Origin of the sequence: Oceanirhabdus seepicola (assembly GCF_023684385.1) — a bacterium.
GTDB lineage: Bacteria > Bacillota > Clostridia > Clostridiales > Clostridiaceae > Oceanirhabdus > Oceanirhabdus seepicola.
The window spans coordinates 581889-600653 of record NZ_JAGSOJ010000002.1; the positions used below are offsets into that span (position 1 = coordinate 581889).

The window sequence follows — 18765 nt, forward strand, 5'->3', positions numbered from 1 at the left end:
AATTTGTTGTATAATATATATTTGAATATGCCTAGAGCATAAATAAGAGTGTGGTGTAAATAAACATGAAAGATAAAGTAATAATTTTAGCTATTGAATCAAGTTGTGATGAAACAGCAGCTGCGGTGGTTGTTAATGGAAGAGAGGTTCTATCAAATGTAATATCATCTCAAATTGATGTTCATGAAAAGTTTGGTGGAGTAGTACCTGAAGTTGCATCAAGAAAGCATATTGAGGCTATATCAGCAGTTGTCCAAGAGGCTTTAGATAAAGCAGGAATAAAACTAGAGGATGTCGATGCTATAGGAGTAACATATGGACCTGGATTAGTAGGAGCGTTATTAGTTGGATTGCAATATGCTAAAGGGTTAGCATATTCGCTTAATGTACCACTAATAGGAGTAAATCATATAGAGGGCCATATTTGTGCAAACTTTATAGAGCATAAAGACCTTCAACCGCCATTTGTTTGTCTTGTTGTATCTGGAGGGCACACATTTATTGTACACATGAAAGATTATGGTGAATTTGAGGTTATAAGTAAAACAAGAGATGATGCCGCAGGTGAAGCTTTTGATAAGGTTGCAAGGGCTATAGGACTTGGATACCCTGGTGGACCTAAGATAGATAAGATATCAAAAGAAGGGGATGAAGATGCTATTAAATTCCCTAGAGCAAAAATGGATGATAAGAATTCTTTAGATTTTTCATTCAGTGGAGTAAAATCCGCAGTACTTAATTATTTAAATAAAATGAATATGAAGAATGAAGAAATAAACAAGGCGGATGTAGCAGCATCCTTCCAAAAAGCTGTTGTTGGAGTGTTGGTTGATAATGCTATAAAAGCTTGTCAAAGGAACAAAGTAGACAAAATTGCAATAGCAGGAGGAGTTGCGGCAAATTCTTCTTTGAGAGAAACAATGCAAAGGGAATGCAAAAAGCATAATATAAAGGTTTTATTCCCACCTATGATACTTTGTACAGACAATGCGGCAATGATAGGAAGTGCCGCATATTATGAATACCAAGCGGGAAGAGAATCTGCAATAGATATTAATGCAGTACCGAATTTAAAGCTTGGAGAAAGATAGAACAAAAACCTTTAAAAACATAGTTGAGAGTTGAGAGTGGAGAATGGAGAACGATGGATGGTTCTGACTAAGGTCAGAACCTACATTTTATTGGTCTTAAGGATAATAATTTTACTCATTTTATCTTTGATAAAATATTGTATTTATACTACAATGTTTCTTTTAAAAGAAACGAGTAAAATCTTATTGTTTGATTACTAATAAAACATAGTTTCTCACAAATGGCAGAAACCATGTTCATTTTAGAATTTATATTTTGCTTAAATAAAAATTTATATTATTAACAAAAAAACTGATTATAGGTTTATAATCAATTTTTATATATTGTTTTTCAGTTGTTTTGCTTTAAGAAAAAATAATACTTTAAATTTAATGTTTCATAAAGATGAAACGAGTGAATCGCTTTTTAAAACGGAACAAAATAATTAAAATTTCTCGAAGAGAAATGTCCAACGTTCTCCACTCTCAACTCACCACTCTCAACTTGTTTTATCCGGTTTGCCGTGTTCTTTTTACGATTCAATATCATTATCTAAACTCAATTCAGATTTCTTAAGGTGCCATTCAAGGAACCTTTCAAAATTACTTCTTAAAATTGCTGCTATAGGTACACTTACGAACATACCTATTAATCCAAAGGTTGCTCCTCCAATAATTATCGCAATTATCACTACTAATGGATTAAGGCCAACTGAATCACCTAAAATTTTAGGACCGATAAGCCACCCATCTAGCTGTTGTAATACAATAATAAATATGAGAACACCAAGCCCTTTCTCCCATTGACCAGAAGCTAATAGCGCTATTAGGGCAGATGGAATCATTCCGATAAATGGTCCGAAATAAGGAATCATATTAGTTATTCCCACTATAAAACTTATTAAAAGAGCATATGGAATTTTCATCAAACTTAATCCGATGAAGCAAAGTACTGCAATTATAAACGAATCTAAAGATTTACCTACTATATACTTTGAAAACACTTCATGTATTTCTTTGATGTTAAAAAGTAAACCATTAAATCTCTTTTGAGATAGTAAAGATTTAAAAATTCTATTAGTATACTTACAGAGTTTTTCTTTGTCTTTTAATATATACATTGAAATAATCAATCCAAAAATAAACTTCACTAATGAAGTTGTTATAGACATTACAGTTGTTACAGTAACATTTAATCCTGATAATATTGAAGTAAAGGATTCGGAAAGTGCTGATGAAAATGTAGATAGTATTTTGGTCACATTTGAACTTATGTCAAATTCTTGAACAAATTCAATATTTCCAAATGAATCTTGTAAAGATTTGATTATGTCTGATATTTCTTTTTCACTAGGAAACGATTTAATCAACTCACTAATACTACGACTTATTTCAGGAATCAAACTTGTGAAGAGTGCAGCAATAGTTCCTAATAATATAGCATACACAATTATCAATGAAAAAACTCTAGGAACTTTTATTTTCTTTTCAATAAAACAAAGTGGAAAGTTCATAAGGTAAGCTATAGCAAGTCCCCAAATAATAGTGCTCAAACTAGGAAGAAACGAGGTGATTGCTCCTGCAATCCCTTCAAAATTATCTATAACTTTATATAGAATAAGAGAAATAATAATTAACGGTAAAAATTCTATATATGGAATACGTTTTTTATTGAACAATTTAATCTCCCCCTTATTCATCAATATGAAAATAATGGTATATTATAATCATTAACTTCAATTAATATAATTATACCAAAAAAACATAAAAACATCTCTTTAATTTATTTTTAAAATCCGATAGATAAAAATTTTGAGAAGTTTGATTCAACTTAAATGTAAAAATATGTAAATTAATGCATAAGAATTTTAAAATTTTTACAGAAATATTAAAAATATAAGGTTGTCTATTGAAGATATTGGAATTATATGATAGCCTATGGTTATGTGTAAATATTAAGGGAATCTAAAAAAAAGGAGGATATATTATGTTTAATTTTAATGAGTATTATAGAAATTTAAATGACAAACATGAAGAACAACTAAATGAAACATTAAAAGTTATTAAAGAAATTAAAGAAGAGACTCAGAAATGTAGTTGTAATTGTGGTGAATACGGTAAGTTTTTTTCTCATACTGCAGGGGTTATTCTTGAATTATGTGAACATGAAAGTGAACTAAGTGAGGAATATTTCAAGAGTAAAACTTTTGAAGAATTACTTGAACAAAATCACAAAATGTATAGACATGTTACTAATGAAGCTTATGAAACAAGTTACGCAAATCCAGCATATTGTGTAAGTGTTTTTGGTGAAGAGATTGGACAAATATTATCTAGCTTTTATATGAGATTTGTAGATTATATTGAGTATGCATATAAGCATAAAAGATTCAAAATGGCCAAGACTAACCAGCTTTTCATAGAAATATTTAATCTTCTAAAATGTGATAATGAATGGAATGTTGGCGAATTAAAGGCAATGGTAATAAGAGATTATAAAATTGATTTAAATGAAAATATTAAAATGGGTATGACTGAGAAACTTTCACCAGAAATTTCTTATTATGTTGATATAATAAAGAATGATGATCTTAATGATTTAAGATACCTTTTCAAATATGGTGAATTTATTGATGAGAACGAGATAAAAACAGCTGAATTCTATAATAAATATGATTGTGAAAAAATAAAGAAGATAGCTGATACATATACTGAAGGATTCAGAAAAGGATTCGTAAGAGATAATAAAGACTTATCTAAGAAACAAAACGTGCAATTGAGATTTAATGCAGGTCAAGAAATGATGATGAAAGAAGCTATCAAAAACTTTGCGGATATGGGATTGGAGTGCGTTATTGGGAATATTAACTCAACTGAACCAAATAAACAGATGCCATATGACCATAGATTTGATAATGCACTTTATATGGATAAAGAGTTTGTTGATATGAGATTAAAGGCCTTTGAAGAGGTTGCAGAGGAAATAGATGATACTCTAAGAGGATTCGCAGGACCTGCTGTAGTTGAAACATTTGGTGAGAAGCCTTTTTCACCTGAGAGTAAAAAAGAGTGTCTTAAGCTTGATGATGAGCAATCTCAATTATTCAATACTTTAAGCGGAACTATACAACAGATTCAATCAAAATATATGCCAAGAAGTGAGTATAGCTTTACTATAATTGCATTCCCAGTACCTGAAATAGGGGATAATTTCGAAGAGATATTTGAAGATACTTGTGAAGTTAATATGCTTGATAGTGATAAGTACGAGCAGATTCAACAAAATATTATAGATGCCTTAGATAAAGGTGAATATATTCACGTAAAAGGTAAGGGATCAAACGAGACAGATATAATGGTTAAGAATCAGAAGATTAGTAATCCAGAGAAAGAGACAAACTATGTAAACTGTGTTGCCGATGTTAATATTCCAGTTGGAGAGGTGTTTACATCTCCGCAATTAACAGGAACAAATGGTGTCCTTCATGTTGAAGAAGTATATTTAAGAGAATTAAAGTTTGAAAATTTGAAGATTACATTTAAAGATGGATATATTGATGAATATACTTGTTCAAACTTCTATAATGAAGAAGATAATAAAAAATATATTCAAGAGAATTTAATGTTCCCTCATAAAACACTTCCAATTGGGGAATTTGCTATAGGAACTAACACAACAGCTTACGTTATGGCAAATAAACACGGAATAATGAATATACTGCCAATCTTGATTGTGGAGAAGATGGGTCCACACTTTGCAATAGGTGATACTTGTTTCTCATGGTCAGAGGATGTTGCTGTTTATAATCCAACTGATGGAAAAGAGATAATAGCAAGAGATAATGAAAAATCAATCTTAAGAAAGACCAATATAAATGAAGCATACACACAATGTCATACAGATATTACCCTTCCATATGATGGCTTGGATTTTATTGCAGCAATCAATGAGAATGGTGAAAAGATTGAAATCATCAAAAATGGTAGATTTGTTTTAAAAGGGACTGAAGAATTAAATAAACCATTCGAAAAATAAATATAACAATTTAATAAGCCGGCTGTAAATGCCGGCTTTAAAATAGGGTGATTTTAAATGAGAGCAATTCTTGTAAATGATTGTAAATTAGAAAATTTGATTATGAAGGACATATTAAATGGTTTGGGGGTAGAAGGGAATATTGTTGATGAACTTCAAGTATTTGAGGCTGTTAAAGCTATAAATCCCGATATTGTTTTTGTGAATCTAGTAATGAAATACTTTTCAGGAAATGTAATAGCAAAAAATATCAAGAAGTTATCTAAAGATACAATTTGTGTGTTATGTTCTTCTAGTGAAGAAGAGCTAGAGATGTTTAAAAATGAAGTTGATCATGTTTTGGTAACACCAATTAATAAGGAGAAAGTTTCCAGTATTATAAGAAATAAGAATAGAACAAAGGAAGATGATGTGTCTACATGTGCACTGTGTGGAGAAAAACTCTCAGGGGTAATGAGTGGTGCAAAATTTTGTCCATTCTGCGGAGGAAAACTATAAGTATTAATATAATTAATTAAAGGAACCATAAGAATGAACTTTTCTTATGGTTTTAATTTTTATTATTAAATTTAAGATATTATGAATAATGAACAATATCTTAAATATTTGTTCTCTATTCTGTGTTATTTGTTATTTTATAGATATAGTTTATCTATATATCACTTTACCTTAGTAGGAAAAATAAACGTTTTTTTAAGAAGGGGATTAAGAGATTAATCGAGAATAAAGTATGTAATGGATTTAAAATACTGAAAATTTTGAATGGTTTATAAATTATGAAATTTTGCCATAGTGGAGGAGGTGAACTGTTGCTGAATTCTTAATATAGAGTTTTATAAGGTTTTGGCAACGGGATATTTATGATTAACAATGTTGATATTAAAAATGGGATGATAATCAAATTAGATTTTCCTAATGGATTACCAAAGATGCCTGAATTTGAGGAGGGTATAAGAAGAGCTCCGGATAGGGGATTTACATTAAATAAGGCACAAACAGAACTTGCTCTTAAGAATGCTTTGAGATATATTCCAGAGGAGTATCATGAGGAATTGGCACCGGAGTTTTTAGAAGAATTATTAACAATGGGAAGAATTTACGGTTACAGATTCAGACCAGAAGGAAACCTTTATGGAAAGCCTATTGATGAGTATAAGGGGAAATGTGTTTCTGGTAAAGCATTTCAGATTATGATTGAAAATAATTTAGACTTTGCAATAGCGCTTTATCCTTATGAACTTGTTACTTATGGGGAAACTGGGCAAGTGTGTCAGAATTGGATGCAATATAGTTTAATAAAGAGATACTTAGAAGAAATTACAGATGATCAAACTTTAGTTGTAGAATCAGGACATCCTTTAGGGTTATTTAGATCAAAACCAGATGCACCAAGAGTAATAATAACTAATGGGTTATTTGTTGGTATGTACGATAATCCACATGATTGGCATGAGGCTATGCAACTTGGGGTATCAAATTACGGACAGATGACAGCAGGGGGATGGATGTACATAGGACCTCAAGGGATTGTTCATGGTACATTCAATACACTTGTTAATGCAGGTAGATTAAAATTAGGAGTTCCTGATGATGGGGATCTAAAAGGTAAGTTGTTTATTACATCTGGTTTAGGTGGAATGAGTGGTGCTCAACCAAAAGCTGCTGAAATTGCAGGGGCAGTATCAATTGTTGCTGAGGTGGACCCTTCAAGGATAGAAACAAGACACTCACAAGGGTGGGTTGGAAGAAAATCTAATGATTTAAAAGAAGTATTTAATATGGCTGAAGAGGCTATTAAAAATGAGGATATTCTTTCAATTGCGTATGAAGGAAATATAGTTGATTTATTACAATATGTTGTAGACAATAATATCAATGTTGATCTTTTATCAGATCAGACTTCATGTCATGCAGTTTATGAGGGGGGATATTGTCCTCAGGGAATAAGTTTTGAAGAAAGAACACGACTTCTTAAAGAAGACAGAGAAGAGTTTAAGATATTAGTTGATAAAACATTAAAGAAGCATTTTGAGCTTATCCAAATTCTAAGTGATAGAGGAACTTATTTCTTTGATTACGGTAATGCATTCATGAAATCTGTATTCGATGCAGGTGTTAAGGAGATATCAAACAACAAAGTAAATGATAAAGAGGGATTCATTTATCCATCATATGTTGAGGATATTATGGGACCTATGTTATTTGATTATGGATATGGGCCATTTAGATGGGTATGTTTAAGCGGGAAGCATGAGGATCTTGTTGCAACTGATCATGCTGCTATGGAATGTATAGATCCAAATAGAAGAGGACAGGATAGAGATAATTATATTTGGATTAGAGATGCAGAGAAGAATGCACTTGTTGTAGGAACACAAGCAAGAATTTTATATCAAGATGCAGAAGGTAGAATGAAGATTGCCCTTAAGTTTAATGAGATGGTAAGAAGAGGCGAGGTTGGACCTATAATGTTAGGTAGAGACCACCATGATGTAAGTGGAACAGATTCCCCATTCAGAGAAACATCAAATATCAAAGATGGTTCTAGAATATGTGCAGATATGGCTATTCAATGTTTTGCAGGTAATGCAGCAAGAGGAATGAGCTTGATAGCATTACATAATGGAGGAGGAGTTGGAATAGGTAAATCCATAAATGGAGGTTTTGGATTACTTCTTGATGGAAGTAAGAGAGCTGATGAAATTATAAAGAGTTCAATGGCATGGGATGTTATGGGTGGAGTTGCAAGAAGAAACTGGGCAAGAAACCCTCATTCTATAGAAGTTAGTCTAGAGTATAACGAAAAAAATAAGGGTACAGATCATATTACAATTCCTTATGTTGCAGATGAAGGAATGCTTCAGAAACTTATAGATAATAGAATGAAATAAATGATAAAAAATAGTGCACGCATAGCGTGCCTTTTTTTGCTCAAGTTTGATTATGTATCATTCTCGAGGAGGACACCGTGAGCGTCTTTTGATAACATTAATATATTGATAAAATAAAAAGTTTTATCAATATATTTAATGTTATTAGGGGAGAGAAAATTATGGGGAACAACATAAAGAAATATAATAAAAAATATGATTATTCATATACGTTTGGAGCATTTCCAACTATTGAATTATTAAAAAATAAGATTAATCAAGTTATTGAAATAGTTATAAGTTCTAAGTTTAGTAATGATGAAGTTAAAGATTATATATTTAGTGTTTGTGAAGAAAAGAATATAAGGATTAGAGAAAATGATAATTTAATCAATAAAATAAACCCTAAAGGAAACTGTTTTGTAATTGGAGTATTCAGAAAGTATGAAGAAAATTTAAATATGAATGAATCTCATGTTGTATTAGTAAATCCTAGCGATTTTGGGAATGTAGGAACAATAATAAGGACTAGTGTAGGGTTTGGTATTAAAAATATTGCAATTATCGAGCCTTCAATAGATATTTACAATCCAAAAGTAATTAGGAGTTCTATGGGAGCAATATTCAAACAGAATGTAAAAAGGTTCAAATCATTTCATGAATATTATAAATCATTTAGCAATCATGATATGTTTCTTTTTATGCTAGATGGTACATTAGAAATTGAAGAAGTTGATAGAAAAAGCGAAAAACCATATTCATTAGTTTTTGGGAATGAAGCTAGTGGGTTAGATAGTAAATTACGAGAATATGGGAATAGTGTTTTTATATCTCACAATAATGGAATTGATTCCTTGAATCTAGCCATAGCTGCGGCAATATCTATGTATAAATTCTCGCAAAATACATAAGTCAAGTTCAAATAAATTTAACTTTTAAAAGTTCTGGACGACGATTACATTCGTTTCATTTTTTCAATTTTTCAAAAGCGTTAGGTACATGCTTGGAATTTACATAATCTTAAATGGAATAAATATAATGACAACAAATTTTTGGTTAATTAAAGAAACACAACCACAATAATCAATATTCAGAAAAATGAAGAATAGAAATCATATCAAAAAAAATTGAAATATTTAATGTTAAATATTGCATTAATGGTAGTCAATGAGTATAATGAAAGTGTAAGAAAATTTTAAACAGTTACACATAATTAAATATTGAACATAAATAGAGGCGCAAACGTATGGTATCATTTGGATGTTAAGAAGAGGTTCCTTTGATGACGAATGTGAAGGATGCGGTTGCCGAAAGGGTATATGAGACCTTAATATATTCTTGGGGGGCGAGAGTACATTCCGCTCACTGCCGTAAATATATATTTTATGGAGCGCTATTTATGTGATGATTATTTTATTTTCATTGCATGAATACTTCCATATTTTTTTTATGCACTGAAAAACTTTCAGTGCTTTTATTTTGGGCAAAATAATAAGTACAATATGGAGATAATCTAAGCTAAAGATATTAAATAAGATTGGGCAATCATTTTTTTATTTTAACTTAGATAGAATACCATTTACGGAAGTAGTCTAGTAGGTGAATGATTGGGTTGGCGGCAAAATAATCTAATTAGTAACAAAGCGTTTGAATTAGTTTTTTTTAAGAAAGGGGAGAAAAAAATGAAAGCTTTAATTAGAATGAGAATGAGTTCTCACGATGCGCATTACGGTGGAAATTTAGTTGATGGAGCTAGAATGCTTCAATTATTTGGAGATGTAGCAACAGAATTATTAATCAGACATGATGGTGATGAAGGACTTTTCAAAGCATATGATAGTGTTGAATTTATGGCACCTGTATATGCTGGAGATTATATCGAAGCTGTAGGTGAAATTGTTAAAGTTGGAAATTCATCTAGAAAAATGGTTTTTGAAGCTAGAAAAGTAATAGTACCAAGACCGGAAATAAGTGATTCAGCTGCAGATGTTTTACCAGAACCTATTGTTGTTTGTAGAGCTAGTGGTACATGTGTTACTCCAAAGGATAAGCAAAGAAAATAAACTCCAGAGGTGATATAGATGGAAAAATTAATAATCACTGCTGCGATTTGTGGTGCAGAGGTTACAAAAGAACATAATCCAGCTGTTCCATATACAGTTGAAGAAATAGCATCTGAAGCTGAAAAAGCTTATAAGGCTGGAGCTAGTATTATACATTTACACGTTAGAGAAGACGATGGTACTCCAACGCAGGATAAAGAGAGATTCAGAGTATGTATGGAGGCAATCAAGGAAAGATGTCCAGAAGCAATAGTGCAACCATCAACTGGTGGGGCAGTTGGAATGAGTAATAATGAAAGACTTCAACCAACTGAATTAAACCCTGAGATGGCTACTTTGGATTGTGGAACTTGTAATTTTGGTGGAGATGAGGTATTTGTTAACACTGAAAATACAATAAAAGAATTTGGAACTAGAATGATAGAGAACAATATCAAGCCTGAGGTTGAAGTTTTTGACAAGGGTATGATTGATATGGCTATCAGATTAAATAAAAAAGGATTTATCAAATCTCCAATGCACTTTAACTTTGTTATGGGTGTTAATGGAGGAATTTCTGCAACACCAAGAGATTTAGTTTTCATGGCAGGAAGTATTCCAGCAGGAAGTACTTTTACTGTTTCAGGAATAGGAAGACATGAGTTTGCAATGGCTAGTATGGCTATCATAATGGGTGGTCATGTTAGAGTTGGATTTGAAGATAATGTTTTTATTTCTAAAGGAGTACCTGCTAAATCAAATGCTGAACTAGTTGAGAGAGTAGTTAGATTAGCTAATGAATTAGGTAGAGAGATTGCTACACCAACAGAAGCAAGAGAAATACTAGGATTAAACTAATATTAAGTTTGGAGGGTTTAATTATGAAAAAAGGATGTAAATTTGGAACACATAGAGTTATAGAGCCACTAGGAGTGTTACCACAACCTGCTAGAAAAATAGATAATGATATGGAATTATATGATAATGAGATTCTTATTGATGTTCAATCTTTAAATGTTGACTCAGCTAGTTTTACTCAAATTGCTAATGAAGTTGGACATGATGCTGAAAAAATTAAAGCTAGAATCGCTGAAATAGTTGAAGAAAAAGGTAAGCAGCAGAACCCTGTTACAGGATCTGGTGGAATGCTTATAGGAACAATTGAGAAGATTGGACCTGCTTTAGAAGGAAAAACTGATCTTAAAGTTGGAGATAAAATTGCTACATTAGTATCTCTTTCATTAACTCCTTTAAGAATTGATGAGTTTATTGATGTTAAAATGGATATAGATAGAGTTGACATTAAAGGTAAAGCAATATTATTTGAAAGTGGAATTTATGCTAAATTACCTACAGATATGAGTGAAACATTAGCTCTTGCAGCACTTGATGTAGCTGGAGCACCTGCACAAATCGCAAAATTAGCTAGACCAGGACAAAAAATAATGATCCTTGGTGGAGCTGGAAAATCAGGAATGTTATGTCTTTATGAAGCAGTTAAAAGAGTTGGACCTACTGGTCAGGTTATTGGTCTTGTAAGAAATCAAGAAGAAGCTGACAGAATTCATTCATTAAATCTTCCAATAGATGTAGTTATTTCAGATGCTACTAAGCCTATTGAAGTTTTAAATAAAACTTTAGAAGTAACAAATGGTAAGGAACTTGATATTACAGTAAACTGTGTAAACGTTGAAAATACTGAAATGTCTACAATTCTTCCAGTTAAAGATGAAGGTACTGTTTATTTCTTCTCAATGGCTACAAGTTTTACAAAAGCCGCTTTAGGAGCTGAAGGCGTAGGAAAAGATGTAACTATGATAATCGGTAATGGATATACTAAAGGTCATGCTGAAATTACACTTTCTGTATTAAGAGAGTGCAAAGAACTTAGAGAAATATTCGAGAAAACTTACATTTAATATAAAATCGGGGGGAAATTTATTATGAAGGTAAATAGGCGTAGTGAATTATTCGGTCATGTTTCAGACGAACAATGGAAAGATTGGAAATGGCAAGTTGCAAACAGAGTAGAAACTGTTGAAGACCTTAAGAAGTATTTACCATTAACTCCAGAAGAAGAAGAGGGAGCATTAAAGTGCACTGAGACTTTAAGAATGGCTATTACTCCATATTATTTAGCACTAATTGACCCTAATGATCCAGAGGATCCAATAAGAAAGCAAGCGTTACCTTCTGCTTTAGAACTACATAAATCCGAGGCTGATTTATTAGATCCTCTTCATGAAGATACTGATTCACCTGTACCTGGATTAACTCACAGATATCCAGATAGAGTACTTCTTCTTATCACTGATCAGTGCTCAATGTACTGTAGACACTGTACTAGAAGAAGATTTGCAGGACAAACTGATGACTGTATGCCAATGGAAAGAATAGAGAAAGCTATAGAATATATAAGAAATACACCAGAAGTAAGAGATGTATTATTATCTGGTGGAGATGCTCTATTAGTTGAAGATGAAACTTTAGAGTATATCATTAAGAGATTGAGAGAAATACCTCATGTTGAGATTATTAGAATTGGATCAAGAACTCCAGTAGTTCTTCCACAGAGAATAACTCCTGCTTTAGTAAATATGCTAAAGAAATATCATCCAGTATGGTTAAATACTCACTTTAATCATGCAAATGAAATCACTGAAGAAGCAGCTGAAGCTTGTAGATTAATGGCTGATGCAGGTATTCCATTAGGTAACCAATCAGTGCTATTAAGAGGAGTAAATGACTGTGTTCATGTTATGAAGGATCTTGTACATGAGTTAGTTAAGATTAGAGTAAGACCTTACTATATCTATATTTGTGATCTATCATTAGGACTAGAGCACTTTAGAACTCCTGTTTCAAAAGGAATTGAGATAATTGAAGGACTTAGAGGGCATACTTCTGGATACTGCATACCAACATTTGTTGTTGATGCACCAGGAGGAGGAGGAAAAACTCCTGTAATGCCAAACTATGTTATATCTCAAAGCCATAACAAAGTTATATTAAGAAACTTTGAAGGAGTTATTACAACTTATACTGAGCCTGAGAACTATACACCAGGATGTCAGTGCGAAGTTTGTAAAGGAGAAAAGAAGGTTGAGAAGGTTGGAGTTGCTGGATTACTTAATGGTCAGCAATTAGCTCTAGAACCAAATAATCTTGAAAGAAATAAAAGAGGACATCACTAAGAAATGAAAAATATTCTTGAACTTATTGAGCCATACAACAGTATATCGATTATTGGAATGGCCAAAAATACAGGAAAAACAACAACTTTAAATTATATTTTGGATGAGGCCAGGGGAAAATATTCCCTTGGTCTAACGTCCATAGGGCGAGATGGAGAAGAAGTAGATAGAGTAACAACCACTGAAAAGCCAAAGATTTTCATAGAAAAGAATACTATTGTTGCTACAGCTAAAAATGCATTGTTTAACAGTGACTTTACAAAGGAAATTATATACGTTACGGATTACACAACACCTATGGGAAGAGTTGTAATATCTAACGCTATCAGTGCTGGTTATGTTGATCTTGCAGGTCCTTCAATAGGAGCATATGTTGGTGATATAGTCGATAAATTATTCGAGCTTAAGTGTGAAAAAGTAATTGTAGATGGAGCTCTTGGAAGAAAAAGTTTTGCCTCACCATCTATAACAGAAGGTACGATTCTGGCAACAGGAGCTGCTCTTCATAGTGATATGGAGAAGGTTATTGATGAAACAGTTTTTACGTCAGAAATATTATCTATAGATAAATTAAATGACTGTAAAGCTTTGAGAGAGTATGGTAAATTTGAAGATAGTAGAGTTGTTATAATGGATAAGAATTATGGAACTCTAGCTTTGAATGTATCAACGTCCATGATTGCAGGTAAAGGTATTAGTGAGAATATAGATGAAGAAACCAGATATGTTTTTATAAAGGGTGTTTTGACAGATAAGGTCATGGACCAAATAATGAAGAGTTGTAGGAAAATGAGTAATATAACATTTGTGGTTGAGGATGGTACTAAGGTTTTTGCTACACAGAACACTTTGCGTAAATTTAAAAAATTAGGTGGAGTGGTGAAAGCTTTGAATAAAATTAATGTAACTGCAATTACTATTAATCCGATATCCCCATATGGATATGTATTTTCAGAAGAACAGTTCTTGAATGAACTGACAAAAAGAACAAAAATACCAGTATTCAATGTTTTGAGAGGGTAAAAAATGAGATTTTTAGCTGAAGAACAGAGAAAAGAAGTTGGATTTCAATATGTTTTAGATTCACTTAATATTATAACTCCTTTTGGAATGGATGAGAAAAAAAACATTAAACCATACAATAAGGAACATAAGAAGCTTTTGCAAAGAGAGTTTGATATTATTGAAGAGATAATTCATAGCAGAAGCAATAATGAGAGAATCTATAATGAGATATTCAGACAGTTCATGAAAATAAAAGATATACGTAATACTGTTAAGAGATGTAAGGGTGGAGAGTGCCTCGATGAGGTTGAACTTTTTGAAATAAAGATTTTTTCCATGATATGTGAAGAAATAAGATGCTTAGTTTGTGATTTAGAACTTAATATCGAAGAACTAGCTCTAAAGAATACTGAGGATGTGGTGGAGTTACTTGACCCTCAAGGGAAAAGGATGGCTACATTCTATGTGTATGAGGAATATAGTGCAAAGCTAAAAGAAGTGAGAAATAAAAAAAGAAGTATTGAGGAAAAAATATATAAAGAAAAAGATCTACACAATACACAGATACTGAAAGAAGAGCGTCTAGAGTTCGTGGTGCAAGAGGAAGAAGAAGAATGGGATGTTCGAAAAAATCTTTCAGAGAAAATTAGAGCATTTTGTGTAATAATAGAAGAGAACATAGATAAAATAGGAAAACTGGACTTGGCAATTAGTAAAACAGACATAGCAAAACAGTATGGTGGGGTTAAACCAACAATCAGTTCTGATATGACTATAAGGTTAAAAGATGGAATAAACCCTGAAGTGGTAGACTTAATAAAGGCTAGAAATAAAGGGGAATTCACTCCTATAAGTATTGAACTGTATAATGGAAGTACTATTATCACAGGAGCGAATATGGGTGGAAAATCAATTACGTTGAAAACCATAGTTTTAAACTTACTGCTTTTTCAGAGTGGGTTTTATATTTTTGCTAAAGAAGGGGAATTACCTCAATTTGATTTTATCTATCTTATTTCAGATGATATGCAATCAATATCTAAAGGATTAAGCACCTTTGGTGCTGAAATAATGGGACTTAAGCAGATAACAGAGAGTGTTAAAAGAGGAGATGGATTTGTTGCCTTTGATGAATTCGCTCGTGGAACAAATCCTTTTGAAGGAAGGAATTTGGTAAAGGTTGTTACAGAATTCTTTCACAAATTTAATTCTATATGTTTATTTGCAACTCATTACGATGGGGTTGTTAATGATAAGATGGATCATTATCAGGTAAAGGGATTAAAAGATGTGAATTTTGAACAATTGAAGAGAAAAATTCAATTAGAGAAATCAAAATCTGTTGAAATAATTCAAAAACATATGGACTATCGTTTAGAGAGGGTTATGGGTAAGGATTCAGTACCTAAGGATGCTTTGAATATTGCTATGTTATTGGGAATTGATGAAGAGATATCTAGAAAAATTAAAGAGTTATATGGTGAGGAGGAAGAAGAGTGAAGAGTAAATTAAACTTAAACTGGGATTTAGTTTCTCAAGCTAGAGAGAGTGCTAAAAATATTGCAATGGATACGCAAACATTTATCGATAAGCATACTACTGTAGCTGTAGAAAGAACAATATGTAGATTATTAGGAATTGATGGTGTAGATGAATTAGAGGTGCCATTACCTAATGTTGTTGTTGAAAACATTGAAAAAGGAAATGGTATATCAATAGGTGCAGCTAAATTCATAGGGAATGCAATGGTTGAAACTGGACTTAACCCACAGGAAATCGCTGAAAGAGTTGCTAAGGGAGAATTAGATTTAACTTCATTACCTATGCATGATGATTTTGAAATAAAGATGGCAATTGATAAAATTGCAAAAGACATGGTAGAAAAAATTAAGTCTAATAGAGGGAAAAGAGAAGCTTATCTTGAAGAGTTTGGAGATAAAACTGGACCTTATTTATATGTTATAGTTGCTACTGGTAATATTTATGAAGATATTAAACAGGCAGTTGCAGCTGCAAAACAAGGGGCAGATATTATTGCTGTTATCAGAACAACTGGACAGAGTCTTCTTGATTATGTTCCATATGGAGCAACAACAGAAGGGTTTGGTGGAACAGTTGCGACACAAGAAAACTTTAAACTTATGAGAGATGCTCTTGATGAGGTAGGAGAAGAGTTAGGTAGATATATTAGATTATGTAACTACTGCTCTGGATTATGTATGCCTGAAATTGCTGCTATGGGTGCTATAGAGAGATTAGACGTTATGCTTAATGATGCTCTTTATGGAATATTATTTAGAGATATTAACATGAAGAGAACTATAGTAGACCAATATTTCTCAAGAATTATAAATGGATATGCTGGTGTTATAATCAATACAGGAGAAGATAACTACCTAACTACTGCTGATGCAATAGAGGAAGCACATACTGTATTAGCATCACAATTCATAAATGAGCAATTTGCATTGTTTGCTGGATTACCTGAAGAGCAGATGGGATTAGGGCATGCTTTTGAGATGCATCCAGATACTGAGAATGGTTTCTTATTAGAACTTGCACAAGCTCAAATGGCTAGAGAAATATTCCCTAAAGCTCCATTAAAATATATGCCTCCAACAAAGTTCAAAACTGGTGATATATTTAAAGGAAATGTACAAGATGCATTATTTAACATGGTAACTATTATGACAGGACAGAAGCTTCACCTTTTAGGTATGTTAACAGAAGCTATTCACACACCGTTCATAGCTGATAGAGCTATTTCAATTGATAATGCTAATTATGTATTTAATAACATGAAGGACTTTGGTGATGAAATATCATTCAAGCCTGATGGAATTATAGTAAATAGAGCTAATGAGGTTCTTGGAAATGCAACTAACCTATTAACTGAAATCGAAAAATTAGGTTTATTCAAAACGTTAGAGCAAGGCGTTTTTGCTGGAATTAAGAGACCTATTGATGGAGGTAAAGGTTTAGCAGGTGTTTACGAGAAAGAGAACAACTACTACAATCCATTTATTGAGTTAATGCTTGGAGGTGCAAAGTAATGAGCGGAGGATTATATTCTACTGAATCTAAAGATTTTGATAAGAGTTTAGACCTAACTAAGGTTAAACCATATGGAGATACAATGAACGATGGTAAAGTGCAGGTTAGCTTTACTTTACCAGTGTGTGATGATGAAAAGGGAGTTGAAGCTGCTCTTCAATTAGCTAAAAAGATGGGATTAAAAAATCCTAACTGTGCTCATCATGGTTCATTAGATAAAGAATTTACATTTTATGTTGTATATGGTTCTCTTGAACACACGGTAAACTATGAAGATATACATGTTGAGACAGTGGAAGTTGATACAATGGATATGCATGAGTGTGAGGACTATATTAAAGAAAACATTAAGAGAGACGTAGTTATAGTAGGGGCTAGTACAGGTACAGATGCTCATACTGTAGGTATAGATGCTGTAATGAACATGAAAGGATTCGCTGGTCATTATGGATTAGAGAGATATGAAGGAATTGAAGCACTTAACCTTGGAAGCCAAGTTCCTAATGAGGAATTTATTCAGAAGGCTATTGAATTAAAAGCTGACGTTCTTCTTGTATCACAAACAGTTACTCAAAAAGATGTACACATTAAAAACCTCACTGAGTTAGTTGAACTTTTAGAGGCAGAAGGACTTAGAGATAAAATAATCCTTGTTGCTGGTGGAGCAAGAATCACTCATGAGATAGCAAAAGAGCTTGGATATGATGCTGGTTTTGGACCAGGGAAATATGCTGATGATGTAGCTACATTTGCTTTAACTGAGATGGTTAATAGAGAACTGGTTTAAAACATAATTGATAATGGAAAATGTATAATGGAGAATGAATGACATTTCTCTTCGAGAAATTTTAATCTAATATTGTAAGGAATAGTATGGGTTACTCGTTTCATTAATAATGAAACATTGTACTTAGAATACAATATTTTAGCATTTAAAAAATGATAGAAAAACTCTTGCAATTCACTATTAGGGTTTATAAAGTTATTTTTAAAAGCACGCTTTGCGTGCTTTTTCTATTCTTTAGGAAATTATAAATTATTTAATGTGTGCATAAGTTATTAAATACAATTGATTTGCATGGGGTATTTCTATAAATATTGTATTTAATAGACAATATTTTATCTTGAATAAAATAAGTAAAATTTATTATTCTAAAGAACAATAAAATGAAGCTTCTCACGTAAGTGAGAAGCTCCATCATTATCCATTTCTTTTAAAAAGCGTGCTTTTATTAGTCAATTAAAATTTTTTCTTTATACATGTAATTTATTAAATCTTGTTCTTCCTCTGGTATATCTGAATTATTCTCAATGCATTCATAAAGAAACTTTTTAACTAATAACACCGTATTACTATACTGGGTATATATTAGCTTATCGCCATTGTTAGGTTCATTATTTAATATTATACATTTTTTAGAAAATCTCATAATTCTAACCCTCGATTAATGTATTTACATGTGAATCTCCACAAGAATATAATACCATTTATTT

General features: G+C 32.0%; 15 protein-coding genes and 1 riboswitch. Of the genes, 13 read left to right on the forward strand and 2 right to left on the reverse strand.

Annotation, left to right across the window (positions count from 1 at the left end; genetic code table 11):
* The first annotated feature begins 65 nt into the window (after positions 1 to 65).
* The gene (gene tsaD, locus KDK92_RS10310; RefSeq protein ID WP_250859170.1) at positions 66 to 1091 is read left to right on the forward strand and encodes a tRNA (adenosine(37)-N6)-threonylcarbamoyltransferase complex transferase subunit TsaD; all 1026 of its coding nucleotides are present in this window, start codon (positions 66 to 68) and stop codon (positions 1089 to 1091) included.
* 512 nt (positions 1092 to 1603) lie between these two features.
* On the opposite strand, the gene KDK92_RS10315 is transcribed toward tsaD, so the two are convergent.
* Positions 1604 to 2749, reverse strand: a complete 1146-nt coding sequence (locus tag KDK92_RS10315) for an AI-2E family transporter (RefSeq protein WP_250859171.1) — start codon at positions 2747 to 2749, stop codon at positions 1604 to 1606.
* Positions 2750 to 3057: 308 nt separating this feature from the next.
* Between KDK92_RS10315 and KDK92_RS10320 the strand changes: the two genes are divergently transcribed.
* From KDK92_RS10320 to kamE, 12 genes are all read left to right on the forward strand, one after another.
* Positions 3058 to 5106, forward strand: coding sequence for an aminopeptidase (locus KDK92_RS10320; protein ID WP_250859172.1), 2049 nt, complete (start codon positions 3058 to 3060; stop codon positions 5104 to 5106).
* A 57-nt stretch (positions 5107 to 5163) separates the two neighbouring features.
* On the forward strand, positions 5164 to 5604 hold the full coding sequence (locus tag KDK92_RS10325; protein WP_250859173.1) for a response regulator: 441 nt from the start codon (positions 5164 to 5166) through the stop codon (positions 5602 to 5604).
* A gap of 362 nt (positions 5605 to 5966) precedes the next feature.
* Positions 5967 to 7997 (forward strand): urocanate hydratase, encoded by a 2031-nt coding sequence (locus tag KDK92_RS10330; RefSeq protein WP_250859174.1) that lies wholly within the window; start codon positions 5967 to 5969, stop codon positions 7995 to 7997.
* Positions 7998 to 8158: 161 nt separating this feature from the next.
* On the forward strand, positions 8159 to 8887 hold the full coding sequence (locus KDK92_RS10335) for a TrmH family RNA methyltransferase (protein WP_250859175.1): 729 nt from the start codon (positions 8159 to 8161) through the stop codon (positions 8885 to 8887).
* A 312-nt stretch (positions 8888 to 9199) separates the two neighbouring features.
* A riboswitch (Lysine riboswitch) is annotated at positions 9200 to 9380 on the forward strand.
* Positions 9381 to 9658: 278 nt separating this feature from the next.
* Positions 9659 to 10039 carry a 3-aminobutyryl-CoA ammonia lyase gene (gene kal, locus KDK92_RS10340; protein WP_250859176.1) on the forward strand — a complete coding sequence of 127 codons (381 nt, stop codon included), beginning with the start codon at positions 9659 to 9661 and terminating at the stop codon, positions 10037 to 10039.
* A gap of 18 nt (positions 10040 to 10057) precedes the next feature.
* Positions 10058 to 10876, forward strand: a complete 819-nt coding sequence (gene kce, locus KDK92_RS10345; protein WP_250859177.1) for a 3-keto-5-aminohexanoate cleavage enzyme — start codon at positions 10058 to 10060, stop codon at positions 10874 to 10876.
* A 23-nt stretch (positions 10877 to 10899) separates the two neighbouring features.
* Positions 10900 to 11937, forward strand: coding sequence for an L-erythro-3,5-diaminohexanoate dehydrogenase (gene kdd, locus KDK92_RS10350; protein ID WP_250859178.1), 1038 nt, complete (start codon positions 10900 to 10902; stop codon positions 11935 to 11937).
* Between the two features lie 24 nt (positions 11938 to 11961).
* Positions 11962 to 13212 carry a lysine 2,3-aminomutase gene (gene kamA / locus KDK92_RS10355; protein ID WP_250859179.1) on the forward strand — a complete coding sequence of 417 codons (1251 nt, stop codon included), beginning with the start codon at positions 11962 to 11964 and terminating at the stop codon, positions 13210 to 13212.
* Positions 13213 to 13215: 3 nt separating this feature from the next.
* Positions 13216 to 14235 carry a lysine 5,6-aminomutase reactivase subunit KamB gene (gene kamB / locus KDK92_RS10360; protein WP_250859180.1) on the forward strand — a complete coding sequence of 340 codons (1020 nt, stop codon included), beginning with the start codon at positions 13216 to 13218 and terminating at the stop codon, positions 14233 to 14235.
* Between the two features lie 3 nt (positions 14236 to 14238).
* Positions 14239 to 15717, forward strand: a complete 1479-nt coding sequence (kamC, locus tag KDK92_RS10365; RefSeq protein WP_250859181.1) for a lysine 5,6-aminomutase reactivase ATPase KamC — start codon at positions 14239 to 14241, stop codon at positions 15715 to 15717.
* Entirely contained in the window at positions 15714 to 17270 is a 1557-nt protein-coding gene (kamD, locus tag KDK92_RS10370) for a lysine 5,6-aminomutase subunit alpha (RefSeq protein WP_250859182.1), read from the forward strand. Before kamC ends, kamD begins: the two co-directional genes overlap by 4 nt.
* Positions 17270 to 18058 (forward strand): lysine 5,6-aminomutase subunit beta, encoded by a 789-nt coding sequence (kamE, locus tag KDK92_RS10375; protein WP_250859183.1) that lies wholly within the window; start codon positions 17270 to 17272, stop codon positions 18056 to 18058. Before kamD ends, kamE begins: the two co-directional genes overlap by 1 nt.
* Positions 18059 to 18503: 445 nt before the next feature.
* Here the strand turns inward: kamE and KDK92_RS10380 are convergent, their stop codons facing one another.
* The gene (locus KDK92_RS10380) at positions 18504 to 18701 is read right to left on the reverse strand and encodes a hypothetical protein (protein ID WP_250859184.1); all 198 of its coding nucleotides are present in this window, start codon (positions 18699 to 18701) and stop codon (positions 18504 to 18506) included.
* Between the last annotated feature and the right edge of the window lie 64 nt (positions 18702 to 18765).

Excerpts from the sequence above, each read along its gene's own strand:
- tsaD (WP_250859170.1), top strand. The coding sequence starts at position 66 with ATGAAAGATAAAGTAATAATTTTAGCTATTGAATCAAGTTGTGATGAA.
- KDK92_RS10320 (WP_250859172.1), top strand. The coding sequence starts at position 3,058 with ATGTTTAATTTTAATGAGTATTATAGAAATTTAAATGACAAACATGAA.
- KDK92_RS10325 (WP_250859173.1), top strand. The coding sequence starts at position 5,164 with ATGAGAGCAATTCTTGTAAATGATTGTAAATTAGAAAATTTGATTATG.
- KDK92_RS10330 (WP_250859174.1), top strand. The coding sequence starts at position 5,967 with ATGATTAACAATGTTGATATTAAAAATGGGATGATAATCAAATTAGAT.
- KDK92_RS10335 (WP_250859175.1), top strand. The coding sequence starts at position 8,159 with ATGGGGAACAACATAAAGAAATATAATAAAAAATATGATTATTCATAT.
- kal (WP_250859176.1), top strand. The coding sequence starts at position 9,659 with ATGAAAGCTTTAATTAGAATGAGAATGAGTTCTCACGATGCGCATTAC.
- kce (WP_250859177.1), top strand. The coding sequence starts at position 10,058 with ATGGAAAAATTAATAATCACTGCTGCGATTTGTGGTGCAGAGGTTACA.
- kdd (WP_250859178.1), top strand. The coding sequence starts at position 10,900 with ATGAAAAAAGGATGTAAATTTGGAACACATAGAGTTATAGAGCCACTA.
- kamA (WP_250859179.1), top strand. The coding sequence starts at position 11,962 with ATGAAGGTAAATAGGCGTAGTGAATTATTCGGTCATGTTTCAGACGAA.
- kamB (WP_250859180.1), top strand. The coding sequence starts at position 13,216 with ATGAAAAATATTCTTGAACTTATTGAGCCATACAACAGTATATCGATT.
- kamC (WP_250859181.1), top strand. The coding sequence starts at position 14,239 with ATGAGATTTTTAGCTGAAGAACAGAGAAAAGAAGTTGGATTTCAATAT.
- kamE (WP_250859183.1), top strand. The coding sequence starts at position 17,270 with ATGAGCGGAGGATTATATTCTACTGAATCTAAAGATTTTGATAAGAGT.
- KDK92_RS10380 (WP_250859184.1), bottom strand. The coding sequence starts at position 18,701 with ATGAGATTTTCTAAAAAATGTATAATATTAAATAATGAACCTAACAAT.